At 40.4% G+C, this 12,407-nt stretch carries 16 protein-coding genes; 10 read left to right on the forward strand and 6 right to left on the reverse strand.

The annotated features are described in order from the left end of the window. Positions 1-5 precede the first annotated feature (5 nt). From B5D77_RS20010 to B5D77_RS20025, 3 genes are all read right to left on the reverse strand, one after another. Positions 6-662 carry a VWA domain-containing protein gene (locus B5D77_RS20010; protein ID WP_106909513.1) on the reverse strand — a complete coding sequence of 219 codons (657 nt, stop codon included), beginning with the start codon at positions 660-662 and terminating at the stop codon, positions 6-8. A 266-nt stretch (positions 663-928) separates the two neighbouring features. Next, positions 929-1,270 carry a co-chaperone YbbN gene (locus B5D77_RS20020; RefSeq protein ID WP_008196782.1) on the reverse strand — a complete coding sequence of 114 codons (342 nt, stop codon included), beginning with the start codon at positions 1,268-1,270 and terminating at the stop codon, positions 929-931. Positions 1,271-1,358: 88 nt separating this feature from the next. Further along, the gene (locus tag B5D77_RS20025; RefSeq protein ID WP_008196780.1) at positions 1,359-2,060 is read right to left on the reverse strand and encodes an NnrU family protein; all 702 of its coding nucleotides are present in this window, start codon (positions 2,058-2,060) and stop codon (positions 1,359-1,361) included. Between the two features lie 359 nt (positions 2,061-2,419). Between B5D77_RS20025 and B5D77_RS20030 the strand changes: the two genes are divergently transcribed. The 3 genes from B5D77_RS20030 to B5D77_RS20040 all read left to right on the forward strand — a co-directional run bounded on the left by B5D77_RS20030 (position 2,420) and on the right by B5D77_RS20040 (position 4,061). Next, positions 2,420-2,719 carry a ferredoxin gene (locus B5D77_RS20030; RefSeq protein ID WP_008196778.1) on the forward strand — a complete coding sequence of 100 codons (300 nt, stop codon included), beginning with the start codon at positions 2,420-2,422 and terminating at the stop codon, positions 2,717-2,719. A 188-nt stretch (positions 2,720-2,907) separates the two neighbouring features. Beyond that, entirely contained in the window at positions 2,908-3,774 is an 867-nt protein-coding gene (locus tag B5D77_RS20035) for a response regulator (RefSeq protein WP_008196776.1), read from the forward strand. Further along, positions 3,771-4,061 (forward strand): circadian clock KaiB family protein, encoded by a 291-nt coding sequence (locus tag B5D77_RS20040; RefSeq protein ID WP_008196774.1) that lies wholly within the window; start codon positions 3,771-3,773, stop codon positions 4,059-4,061. The genes B5D77_RS20035 and B5D77_RS20040 overlap by 4 nt, the downstream gene beginning before the upstream one ends. Positions 4,062-4,209: 148 nt before the next feature. On the opposite strand, the gene B5D77_RS20045 is transcribed toward B5D77_RS20040, so the two are convergent. Both B5D77_RS20045 and csaB read right to left on the reverse strand, forming a co-directional pair. Then, on the reverse strand, positions 4,210-4,833 hold the full coding sequence (locus tag B5D77_RS20045) for a type I restriction endonuclease subunit R (RefSeq protein WP_172456627.1): 624 nt from the start codon (positions 4,831-4,833) through the stop codon (positions 4,210-4,212). A gap of 5 nt (positions 4,834-4,838) precedes the next feature. Further along, a complete protein-coding gene (gene csaB, locus B5D77_RS20050) occupies positions 4,839-5,876 on the reverse strand; it encodes a polysaccharide pyruvyl transferase CsaB (RefSeq protein ID WP_106909515.1) in 1,038 nt (345 codons plus the stop codon). On the opposite strand from csaB, the gene B5D77_RS26325 reads away from it, so the two are divergent. Beyond that, entirely contained in the window at positions 5,822-6,037 is a 216-nt protein-coding gene (locus tag B5D77_RS26325; RefSeq protein ID WP_173915174.1) for a hypothetical protein, read from the forward strand. The genes csaB and B5D77_RS26325 overlap by 55 nt on opposite strands. Positions 6,038-6,171: 134 nt before the next feature. Here the strand turns inward: B5D77_RS26325 and B5D77_RS20060 are convergent, their stop codons facing one another. Then, positions 6,172-7,251 (reverse strand): RuBisCO accumulation factor 1, encoded by a 1,080-nt coding sequence (locus B5D77_RS20060; RefSeq protein WP_002785058.1) that lies wholly within the window; start codon positions 7,249-7,251, stop codon positions 6,172-6,174. Positions 7,252-7,464: 213 nt separating this feature from the next. On the opposite strand from B5D77_RS20060, the gene B5D77_RS20065 reads away from it, so the two are divergent. The 6 genes from B5D77_RS20065 to B5D77_RS20085 all read left to right on the forward strand — a co-directional run bounded on the left by B5D77_RS20065 (position 7,465) and on the right by B5D77_RS20085 (position 12,117). Continuing rightward, complete coding sequence (locus B5D77_RS20065) at positions 7,465-8,265, forward strand: carbon dioxide-concentrating mechanism protein (protein ID WP_002775137.1); 801 nt, start codon at positions 7,465-7,467, stop codon at positions 8,263-8,265. A 388-nt stretch (positions 8,266-8,653) separates the two neighbouring features. Beyond that, the gene (locus B5D77_RS25965) at positions 8,654-9,055 is read left to right on the forward strand and encodes a hypothetical protein (RefSeq protein ID WP_008196748.1); all 402 of its coding nucleotides are present in this window, start codon (positions 8,654-8,656) and stop codon (positions 9,053-9,055) included. 304 nt (positions 9,056-9,359) lie between these two features. Continuing rightward, the gene (locus B5D77_RS20070; protein ID WP_106909516.1) at positions 9,360-10,196 is read left to right on the forward strand and encodes an EcoRI family type II restriction endonuclease; all 837 of its coding nucleotides are present in this window, start codon (positions 9,360-9,362) and stop codon (positions 10,194-10,196) included. A 37-nt stretch (positions 10,197-10,233) separates the two neighbouring features. Then, positions 10,234-11,244 carry an adenine-specific methyltransferase EcoRI family protein gene (locus B5D77_RS20075; protein ID WP_106909517.1) on the forward strand — a complete coding sequence of 337 codons (1,011 nt, stop codon included), beginning with the start codon at positions 10,234-10,236 and terminating at the stop codon, positions 11,242-11,244. A 256-nt stretch (positions 11,245-11,500) separates the two neighbouring features. After that, a complete protein-coding gene (locus B5D77_RS20080) occupies positions 11,501-11,710 on the forward strand; it encodes a DUF2281 domain-containing protein (protein ID WP_008196743.1) in 210 nt (69 codons plus the stop codon). Then, on the forward strand, positions 11,710-12,117 hold the full coding sequence (locus B5D77_RS20085; RefSeq protein ID WP_198285273.1) for a PIN domain-containing protein: 408 nt from the start codon (positions 11,710-11,712) through the stop codon (positions 12,115-12,117). Before B5D77_RS20080 ends, B5D77_RS20085 begins: the two co-directional genes overlap by 1 nt. Positions 12,118-12,407 lie beyond the last annotated feature (290 nt).

Here is a 12,407-nt window from a genome sequence, read left to right on the forward strand (position 1 = left end):
GTCCTCTAGGTGGTGATTTGTCCCCAATTCACTGGTGGTAAAGCGATCGCCGCTCCAATTTTACCACCAGAAACTCGTTTCATTGAGTTACTTAACCACTGAAATAATTCCCGAAAATCTAAACCATTGAGTAACACGGGGGGATTATTAGAAATCTGTTTAAGCGTCTCCATATCAGCACCCTGAACACCTACAGAAAAAAATAAAACTCGATTTTCGGCTTCGGCTTGTTTTACCCGTTGCGCCGCCAGACTCCATTGATCCGTAGGCGCACCATCAGTAATTAAAAATATCCAAGGGCGATAATATTGGATACCATTATTTCTATAAATCGCTTTACGATCTTCGATTAAATCTAAGGCCAATTCAATCGCTTGTCCCATGGGGGTTAAGTCTCCTGCGCTTAAAGTAGGTGGCGTAAATTGGTCAATCCCGACAAAATCTTGCACGGTTTTAACCCCTCCCTTACCAAAGGTAACAATGGCGGTTTCTACGCTCAACGTCGCTTGGATATCCCGCATCACGTCCTTCTGAAAGGTTTTGATACCATCATTGAGAGCCTTAATCGGTTCTCCCTGCATTGAACCAGAGGTATCTAGTAGTAGTACCACAGGACAGCGATTTTCCTGATTTTCGACAAATTCAGCCACACCAATCGGCATTTTTTTCAAGCCTCCTAATTTTTTGAACTGGGGGAACTATGGGAGTTTTAGGAATTGGGATTATCTACTTTTTGTCCTATTATATTATCTCTGCCAGTCCCATCAGAGGCTCTCTTATTCTTTGTGTGATAAGTTTAACTTACTATAAGAGCGATCAATCTTTGTGTCCTCTGTGTCTGGAGTGGTTCGTTCCACTCACCCACCGGCCTTACCGTATCTTAGAATACATTTTAACCACAGAACCCATCAGAAAAGATATCTTTCCCTTAAGCTGAACGCGGGATTTGATTTTTGACTATTAGTCGCAGGGTTTGTTGCAATTCCTCGCGACTGTGAATTTCCTCCAGACGGTGAACCGGAACACCTCGATCGAAGAGAATTAAAGTAGGCAGACTACGCAGACGAAAACTATTAGCTAATTTAAAATTATTATCGGCATTGACACCGACTAATTGAATCGCATCTTGACAGTCATTTTGCCAAGACAAGAGGGTGGGTTGGATTAAACGACATAAACCACACCAAGGCGCCCAAAAATACACGAGAACCGGACGAGAAGACTCTAAAACTAGCTTAGGGAAGCTCTTTTCGTTGACAGATAGTATCATGTCTAAACGTATTTTATGAAAACTTTATTTTGATATATAAACCATTCTACACCAATCGGGATCAACAGGAAAGGGGTTGGGAGCAAAATCACCAATAAATTTTACTTGTTGCTTGCATTAGCCAAGGATGCGCCCACCAGAGGAGTAAAATAAACCCTGTTACTCCTAGATAGGCAGGACGAAGGAATTCTTGCCATTTCAGGCTTTGCCGACCATCGATAATCGCTAAAAAGGGGACCACTGAGGTGCGTTCTTTGATCTTTAAAAATGCCTCTCCGTAACGGTCTTCTAACCGGCGATCGCCATGCCAGACGGCAAAAAGATGATGAGCAATTAAACCCAGGGAAGTTAATAGGGTAAAGCTTGTCCCTAACCAGAGGGTGTGAGCAATACACCAGATCACCTGTCCTACCATCTGGGGATGACGGGTAACGCGCAGGATGCCGGTTTCGTAGAGATGAACCTGGGGTTTTTGGATAGCGGCGATCTCCAGCAGGTTAAAGGTGGCAGGATAGAGAAAGAAAAAAGAAATGGCCGAAAGTATCCAAACTAGGGTTTTTACTCCGGTTACTCCCTGTACTTGCCAGAGAAGCAAACCATCATAACGATGATTGAAGAAATAAACTACTAAAATTACGGCTAGAGGGATACTAACAAGGGCAAATAATACCCGATACAGTCGCGCACCGATGATGGCTTCTCCCCCCATTCGTAAACTGGCTAATCCGCTATGGGCAACAGCAAAACCCAATAATAAACCTAACATGATCCAATGACTAGCGAATGCCACTTTTACCCTCTTGATTGACTAAATTTCTCTCCGACCTCTATTTTAAGGATTGATGGTTAATTTTTCAGCCCCCTTTTTTGTAAGTACCTAAGCAAAATTAATTACACATCCAAGCCGTCACCCGTCAGCCAAAAGCTTTTTGCTGTGAGTAAACAGTGAACTAAAAATTCAAATCTGATCCCTGATAGCTGTCCCGGAGTCCCCCGTCTCCTGTCTCCTGTCTCGACTAGGAAATTAATTTTGCACGACTACTTATTGCCAGTATCGGGGATTCGGGGCAAAATAAAACTATGCTTCCCCAAAGCCACTCCCAGGAATATACCCGGGGAACTGTCTAATTTGGCCACTTTTTAGGTAATATGTCTTATCCCCAAAAGCGATTTGTGATGGTCTGTCAGCATTCTTCCTGTTTGGTGCAGGGTGCGTCCGAGCTTCTTTTAGCATGGCAAACGGCAGCTCTCCCAGAAGATGTCATCGTTATGACCAGTGGTTGTCAAGGACAGTGTAGCACTAGCCCGACGGTGAGGATTATTCCCGAGGAAACCTGGTACTGTCATGTTAAACCAGAGGATGTCAGTCAGATTGTCGAGGAACATTTAAAAAACGGTCAACCGGTCGAGCGTTTACTCCATCCACGCCTTCACGCTCAATGGCAGTAAACTTGATCATCAATTTTTAAGTGATGCTTCACTTGACGACTTAACAGAAAACCCCCAGCGAGCGCCTAATCGGTAGAACAAGACTTCGAGATAGCGGGTGCTAGATGGTGATTTTGTCCTTGCGTTTCCCAAAGATGGGCGTACTATGAAAGTAGGGGAAAAAAGATAATTTTAGCGATCGATTAACAATGACTAGGGATCTCTGTAGGATTTTATTGATAGAGGATGAACCGACGACTGTTAAATTAATCCAGAGATTGCTGTTAAAGGCCCCCCAATGTTCCCTGGCCGGGGGGTTGACTTTCACCCTCACCCAAGCTCAGGATCTACAGGAAACTGCCGAAAAACTGGCAGGGGAGAAATTTGATCTTATCCTCTTAAGCTTGGAAATCTCTGTCCCCCCCGGCTTAAATATTCTAGTCAAAACCAGAGAATTAGCCTCTGATATACCGATAGTGGTTCAAACTACTAGCAATGATGAGAAATTAGTCGTTAAAGCCTTTCAACTGGGTGCTGACGGTTATATTCAGTTAAATAATATCGATAGTAGTCTTTTAGTCTATCAAATTCGTGTGGCGATCGAGCGTCAGCAATATATTCTCAATCTTAAACATCAACAACAGGAACAGGAATTTCGCGAACTGGAACAGTTAATCAAGGGAGGACACACTAGCATTACGGCGAAAATGTTCGGTTCTGAGGCAATAAGGCAGAGTATCCCCGATATTTTTCAAGAATTAGTCCAAAATTACGGAGAGTTATTAGATTTAGCTTTAGAAGAACAAGCATACAAAGTGGAACATAATCTATCGGAACGACTGCGAAGCTTGGCCGATAAGTTAGGATTCTTAAAAGCTAGTCCTCGCGATGTGGTGGATATTCATACCACCACCCTACGCCAAAAAAATCAGGATGTCACCCTGGCCAAAGCGCAGGCCTACGTTAGCGAAGGTCGTCTCATGGTCCTGGAATTGATGGGTTATCTCGTCTCTTTCTATCGTAAATACTATATCGGTCTCAGCAACATTAAACTGTTCAATAACACGCAATCATGAGTCAATATCTTCTCAAACTCTATATTATGGGCGATTCAAGTAAATCCCAGAGGGCGATCGCTAATATTTTTCGTATCTGTCGTGAGGAATTATCTGATCTTTATACAGTAGAAATAATTGATGTTCTCGAACAGCCGCAATTAGCGGAACGGGATAAAATTCTCGTAACTCCTACTTTAGTCAAACAACTTCCCCCACCCCTACAAAGAATTATCGGCGATATGTCCAATACCCAAAAGGTTCTCCTCGGTTTGGATGTTATTCCCAAAGACTCCCATCTCAATTAGGATTCACCTAAAAATTCTTTTGGTTAGGTTTTTCCTCGCTAATAAGTAGGTAGATAGCCCCCTTATTAAGGGGGGATTAAGGGGGGATCGAAGGTAAAATCTATCTTCTACTTAATTAGAACCACTTACTTAATTTCTAATCTTGATTTTATTCAATCGCCTCAGCGATGTGTTTTAAAATCTGCAAAACCTTATATATTTCTTCTCTGGAAATAAAGGGAGCAAATACCCTAGATAGGGCATAATGATGGACATTAGCTCTCAATTTGACAAATAAAAGATCATCTCCATTGGTGACGAGAGCAAAGCTAGGTTTTTCTGGCCGGGGATTAGCCATCAAATAGGCCAGGGTTTGCGGTAAGGCAGTCCAAACCGATAGGGCGGTTTTTTTGGATTCTACAATTACCACCCAAAACTGATTTAACCAGACTAAAACATCGATTCTACCCGATAGTATTTCTTCCCCATCATCGACGGTTAAGCTTACCGATTCCTCTGCGCGTACTCGAAAAGGCGGATCGTAAAAACCCGCAATCGCTAGTAAGGGAGAAACTAACAATAAAGTCACGGTTCCTTCTAATAACTGTCCTGCCGATCTTTGGTATAAATATCTTTGTCTTAGTTCATCTAAACTCTTTTTTTCATGGCTAGATAGAGACAGTAAATCACTTTGCCATTCGGGAAAAAATGCCCTATCTTCTGTTAAGGAGAGATTAAATCTTGTCTCAGCTAGGGCAATAGTCGTGATAACATCAGTAATAGCACTCGACATAAAAATTAGCTCACCAATCTAGATAAAATTTCTCGATGAATTAAAGCTCGATCGATTAAAAAATATTTGCGATCGCTGGTTAATGCCTCTCCATTGGCATAAAAATTAATCCAAGTGTTACTAATATCATTAACTGCCTCTGGTAACTGATCTAATTCCCAACCCGGCATCGGTACTTCGGCAATTAATCGCGACACTTTCGGATCATAACTAAGGGCAAAACAACGACAATCTTCTGCCGCGGCCATAATCAAACTATGAAAGCGCATTCCGATCACCATTTCTACCCCACGAAATACGCCTTTTAACTGTCTTGGGTCCTCTAAACTAATGATTTGATAATTTTCCCTTAATTGACGGGCTACAGCTTCACAGAGGGGCAAATCCCGCGACTTTTGAAAAGGGACTAGGAGAATAAACGCTCCCGTACTGGTTTGTAAATCAATTAAAGCTTGGGTTAATTTATCTAATTTTGCCGGGGTTAATAGGGGATGGGGACGTAAATTGACGGCGATTCTTGGGGCAGGTAAATCCGATAATCCCTTGACTGATTGAGCTTCTAAGGCCCATACTGGATCGGGGGCAACAATGGGACTAATACCCCAATTGGCGACTAAATGAGCCGAAGTATCATCGCGCACACTAACTAAACTACATTGTTTTAAGACTTTTTTGGTTAACCAACGGGTAAAAGGTCTATTTAATGGTCCAATTCCCTGGCCCCAAGCAATAGTTTTTAAGCCCAATAATTGAGCAAGAGCCATTAAACCACCGTAATACATTGGACTGGCAAAACTGGTGACATCCTGCATTAAACTGCCGCCACCCCAGATAAATATATCCGCTTTTTTCATAGTTTGAAAAACTTGCCACCAATCCCGACTAGGACAGGTTTCCACTCCATAACGTTGACTGGTTTCTCTGGGATTATTTGACAAAACAATAGGTTTAATTTCTGACGGCAGCATCTGCAATAGAGACACTAATAATGCCTCATCTCCTCCGTTTCCTCTCCCATAATATCCACAAATTACTGCACGCATATATCAGTTATCAGTTATCAGTTATCAGTTATCAGTTGTCAGTCAGAAAAAGGCAAAAGTCAAAAGGCAAAAGGCAAAAGTATGGTAAATTTGTCTCCTGTCTCCTGTCTCCTGTCTCCTTTGTCCTCTTTGTTACTTTTTTCTTGAAAAATGTCTCTTAGTTTCTTAAGTTATGCTGTCAGCTACAAGTTAGCAGTGACCAGTTTTATTGGATTGCAGTTATCAGTTTATCTATTTTATTATTCCCACTCATAACTAATAGCTTAAACCTGATCAGTGATCACTGATCACTGATTTAGTCGTCCATTTGCCAGGGTTCGGTGATGTTTTTTTCATCGAGGATATTTTTTGCTCTTAAAATCAAGACCAATTCACCTAGTATGGTGACATCGGGGGAACTATCAAACCATTGTAAAAAGACGGAATTATCCCTCTCTACTAGATAATAATTGTTTACGTCCCATTCGGCAAAAACTCGATCGATCACTAATAACACTTCCTCGGATCTGGTGGCAATCGATCGAGGTAATTGATCACTGGGCCATAAAATAGCTACAGGATCGATCGCCTTGAGAATTGCTTGCCAACCGGGGAGAGGCACGATTGTTTGTTTATCCCCCACCGTTACCAGTCGAAAAGGTTCCTCGACGCTCAAACTTTCTGTGTGTTTTATATCAGTTACCGTCACCGGAAATCTTCCTACTAAAGGAATAATTCTGGCTAATTCGTCCTCATCCTGTAAACGATGGACGGGTAGCAACGGTGCGCTACGGGTGGGAGTAACGGTAAAATCTTGTAGTAAGGACTCGATCGCCTGTCTGGCCGAGTCAGAATGGGCAAATTTCAAACCTTTAGCGATTAATTTCGCTCTTTCGGCTAAATCCCGCTTTTGTTTGCCCCGTTTCCAACACTGGTAAGCGATCGCATCTCCAGGATGACGGGTAAATTCACTGGGAATCTGGGATAAACGGGAAAAATCTTGGATAGCTTTGGCGATATCGTGTGCTTCGGCCACCTCAATCCTTTTTTCTGCCGCTAATTTCGCTGCCCCCAATCTTTGTTCTTGGTTGAGAATACGCAATTCATATAGCACATCACTGCGCGGCCCGATGTAGTAACTTAACAAATCTTCATCTGCTCCCGCTTTGATTAAACTCTCAAAAACTTGGGCAGCGACAATAATTAAATTTTGTTGGGCATTTTGAAAACCGGTTTGTTCAAAAATTAACTGGGAATCGTAGCCAGCTTTTTGCAGTTTTTGACATTTTTGCCCCCAATTCACCCAATTTCCTTCCTTATGAAGCAGCGAGCGCATTAATTCGGTCGCTTCCGTTTCGCTGATTCGATCATCTGTACTGCGAGGCTGTTCTGTCATAGACAACTTGATCAAGCTACAATAACTAAAATTTATCTAATCCCTCAAAAATCTTCAATAGCAATTAAGGTTAACAGGATAGACTAGATAGTAACAGGATAGCTGACAATCACCCCCTTCGTACCTGTTAGGGCAAGTTTATCTTCAATGTCTAGATTAAGAGTTAATGGAAGCATTCCCCCCTCGTCCACAACTAACCCCAGTCAAAGGACGATGAAAACCAAGCGTCACCCCAAAGATAGTGCCTTGGGTTTAGTCTCTACCCTCAGCTTTCCGGCGATCGTCGGGACAGCGGATATGATGCTAAAATCGGCAGAAGTTACCCTCGTGGGTTACGAAAAAATTGGCGGTGGTCACTGTACGGCGATCGTGCGTGGTAATATTGCCGATGTGCGGTTAGCAGTGGAAGAAGGGGCAAAAACCGCCGCACAGTTCGGACAATTGGTATCTAAATCGGTTATTCCCCGACCGATGCCCAATTTAGAGGTAATTTTCCCCATTGGTAGCCGTTTAGCCGAAATTGCCCAAAGTCAACGGGGTTTCAGCAAACTGAGCAATATGTCGATCGGTCTCTTGGAAACCAGGGGTTTTCCCGCTATGGTGGGGGCAGCCGATGCCATGTTAAAATCGGCCGATGTGCAGTTAGCTTCCTACGAAACAATTGGGGATGGTTTGTGTACGGCCATTATCCGGGGTTCCGTCGCTAATGTGGCCGTAGCCATTGATGCGGGAATGCGGGAAGCAGAGAAAATCGGTGAACTGCACGCGGTGATGATTATTCCCCGTTTATTGGAAGATTTAGAACATACTCTACCGGTGGCCAGCTACTGGTTAGAAACCCCCGAACCTTTACCGATGTTGTTACCCAATACTGTCCGGGAAAAACAACGGGAATTGGTCGCGTTACCTGAATTGGAAAAAACCAAAATACCGATTCGTCGTCAAGAAATGCAGGAGAAAGTGTTAGAAGAAGTGATTCCCGTGGAAGTTATCACCGATGAGGACAGTTATTAATTTTTATTTTCAACTTTGCTCCTGTGCTGCTAAAAGTACAGGAGCAAAGGTTTGAATTAGGGTTTGCGGCAAAAAGTTTGTTGGTGGGTGTGGATTTCCAGGTAAAAAATCTTTACAGAAGACCCCGACAATTAAACGAATCGAATAATTATAAATTTTTGTCAAGAGGTGCGGTCAGATCAAATAATCGTCGCTAGAATCAGCCTAAATTGTCAGAAATTTATAGCGGTTCTCGCATCTGTGCGGCACACTTAAACCTTTGCTGATTAAGCTGTTTAGGATCGGGAATGTACCTCTTGCGAATCAGAAACGCTATAGTAAACAAAGAAGAACTAAAGACTGCTTCTTAAAAAGTTAAAAATGTGGAAAATGTGGAGAAAAGAGTTAGATGTATCCCACTGAACATGAAAAGTATCTGGCAGCTAGAGAAAAATGGGTTCATGAAGATAACCTAATAAACTATAGACTGTCTTGGCTTCTATTGTCACAAACCATATTATTTGCAACATATGCTGTTCTTTTGGCTGCCCAAAATACTGTTCCACAGTTTGAGCGAATTAATAAGCTACTTGTTATACTGCCTTGGATTGGTGTGGTAAATTTAATAATCGCCTACATATCAATTTTAGCAGCTCTCTCTGCTCAATATAAGCTCAAAGAAGCTATTGGACGCGAATTTGAAGTTACTCTTGGTACACTTACATTGGGTGGTTTTATTTTGGGTCATTTAGCTGCAATATTGTTGCCAGGGGTGTTTTTTGTAGCTTGGTTTGTTCTAATTATTCCTTGAAGGCCGTAGGGTGCGTTCCCTAAGGTGGCTTCTACTGCTCCATCGATCGATTTTGGGGAACGCACCATGCACATTGATTCAAGCTGTGGGTTAAAGTGCGATGTGGGCTAATCTGGCTAACAGGCTTTTGGGCGTGATATAGGGAAAAGTTCTGGTGATTGCTCCTAGATGGGGTGATATACCGAAAGTTGACCCATATCGTTACTCTGAGGAGTGTTATCCAGAAATTTTCCGTATAATTTTTAGTTATACATACATTATCTGTAGCTGAAAGTGGAAGATTTAAGTAAAGAAAAGGCACAATATGACTAAAAAGAATCAATCAAAAAGATTAACGAATCAACATAAAGAGTCCAAAGGTGTAGTTGGTATATTTGGAGATGAAGCAAAATCACACGACATAACTGTTGGAAAAATTTCACTTTTTGTAATTGAACAGCTTGAAAAGGAGTTTCCTCAATTATCTTTTCAATACAAAACGAGCATAAAAAAAGAAGAAATAAACGAAGCATTAAAGAAAATTGACCCAGAATTAGGACAAACACTTTTTGTATCAAATTCAAGTATTATACCCGATGGTGGAATAATAGAAGTAAAAGATGATAACGGTAATTGGAGAATCGTTTTAGTTTCGGAAGCTAAACATCAGGGGAAAGACATTGAAAACATCAAAGCAGGAAAACTTGTAGGAGCAAAAAATGATCAAGATTTGATGGCTGCCGGTAATGCGATAGAAAGATCGCATAAAAACATATCTGAAATCGCTAATTTGATGTTATCTGAATCTCATTTTCCCTATGTATTATTTCTGGAAGGCTCAAATTTTTTAACAGAAACTATTTCAATTAAAAGACCCGATGGAAGGGTTGTGACGCTTGAATACAATTCAGGAATGCTAAATAGATTAGATAGGTTAACTTCTGCAAATTATGGAATGCTCATTAATACCAATTTGTGTAAAAATAAGTTTGTCAAGCATAAAGATAAAACAATTATGCTTCAAGCAACTTCTATATACACACAAGGAAATAGCGAAAAATGGGATCTCAAAAAAATGTTTGATATTATGCTTGAAATTTCTAAAACCTCTCTTAAAGTATTAGGCAGTGAGATATTTAATCAGATAACCAAAAGTAAATAACTAAAACAAAGATTTATTAAATCAAAATAGGTTGAAAATGGCAAGAAATGCAACAAACGAATTATTACAAAAAGCTAAAAAATCAAAAAGTGATGAGTTTTATACACAGCTTTCAGATATAGAAAGCGAATTACAGCATTATAAAAGTCATTTTGAAAATCAAGTAGTTTATTGCAATTGCGATGACCCCCGAATTAGTAACTTTTTTAATTATTTTACCTCAAATTTTAATGAATTAGGTCTTAAAAAAATAATAACATCTTGTTATAGAGAGCAAGTAAAAAATTTATTTAATACAGAAGAAGATGAAAAAGGGTTTTTCTTTGAATATACAGGTACAGAAGGCGAAAAAAACAAACCAAGTTCAACTGACCTAGTTTACTTTAATGGAGATGGTGATTTTCGTAGTTCGGAAAGCATTGAACTATTAAAGCAGTCCGATATTGTTGTTACCAATCCCCCATTTTCATTATTCAGAGAGTATGTAGCTCAATTGGTTAAATACGATAAAAAGTTTTTGATAATTGGAAATATTAATGCAATAACCTATAAAGAAATTTTCAAACTTATTAAAGAAAACAAGGCGTGGTTAGGAATAAATCTTGGTAGAGGTATTTCAGGTTTTATTGTACCTGAAAACTATGAACTATATGGAACAGAAACTCGAATAGATAACTCTGGTAATAGAATAATCTCACCGAACAATTGTTTATGGCTTACTAATTTAGATAATTTTAAGCGGCACGAAGATATAAAACTTACAAAAAGATATTTTGGCAACGAACTTCAATATCCAAAATATGACAATTATGATGGAATTAATGTTAATAAAACACAAGAAATACCAATAGATTATAAGGGATATATGGGGGTGCCAATAACATTTTTACATAAATTTAATCCCGACCAATTTGAAATAATTAAATTCAGGAAAGGGAATGATGATAAAGATTTATCAGTAAATGGGAAATGTCCGTATTTTAGAATACTAATCAAGAATAAACGAATACAAACTGAATATATTGATTTAACTGACAAAGAAAGATAAGGTATAACAAATCGTTGTACCTGACATTGTTCCGCTACGATCCAAAATGTCGGTGAAATCGATCGTTATGCTCCAAAGCTAGTGCGATACCGAAGGCACTGGGTAGCCCCTCTAGATGGGGTTGGAGGGCTTGCTTTAGGGCGCGATACTGGGTTATAGGGGTTTTCAAGATTAGTGCTATTTCTCATCAAATCCTATGCTAGACTGGTGGTAGATTAGTTATCAACTACTACAAAAAGTTGAATTGGTAAAATACATGAGTACATCAGCAAAATCACTAGAAGAACTGGTGAGACAATTACCGCCCCAGTTAAAGGTTGAAGTACAAACGTTTGTAGAGTCACTTTTAAGTAAATCTAACCAACCTATAAAACGTAAACTCCGTCAAGACTGGGCAGGGATGCTTAAAACCGATTACACATCAATTGAGTTACAGCATCTTGCAGTTGAATGGAGAAATGGCTAGTGTTTCTTCTGGATACGAATATTTGGCTAGAACGCTTATTAGGACAAGGACAGGCTGAGGTTGTTGCGGAGCTACTTGATACGCTCTCACTCTCTGATATGTGTATGACTGATTTTACTTTACATTCTATCGGGGTGATCTGTAATCGGCTGAATCAACGAGAGGTTTTTATCAAATTTGTGGATGACGTTTTGATTGATGCTGGTTTTGTACTGGTCAGTATTCCTGCTAACCAAATGAAGAGAGTCGTAGAAATAATAGATCTCTTTCGCTTGGATTTTGATGATGCTTACCAATATGTTGCTGCCGAGCTTGAAAAAGCTACTATTGTGAGTTTTGATCAAGATTTTGACAGGACAGAGCAAAGACGTTTGACTCCTATGCAAGTGCTTAAAATTAGAAATTAATTGCTTGCTCCCGTCAGTGCGATGCCGAACGCAATCTTGTAGGGTGCGTTCCCTAATATGGCTACTGCTGCTCCACTAATAGATTTTTGGGGAACGCACCATGCACATTGATTGAAACTGTGGGTTAAAGTGCGATGTCGAAGGCACTGCCTAGAAGTACGCTGACGAGTGTAGGGTACGCTAATCAAATGTAATGCGCCATATTTTCATTGGTGAGGCCAGCAGAGTTGGGGGTGATATGATGGGAAAAGAGCGGCCACTCAATACCATTTGTAGCTAATCAAAACTAT

It is taken from the genome of Microcystis sp. MC19 (assembly GCF_003019735.1).
GTDB lineage: Bacteria > Cyanobacteriota > Cyanobacteriia > Cyanobacteriales > Microcystaceae > Microcystis.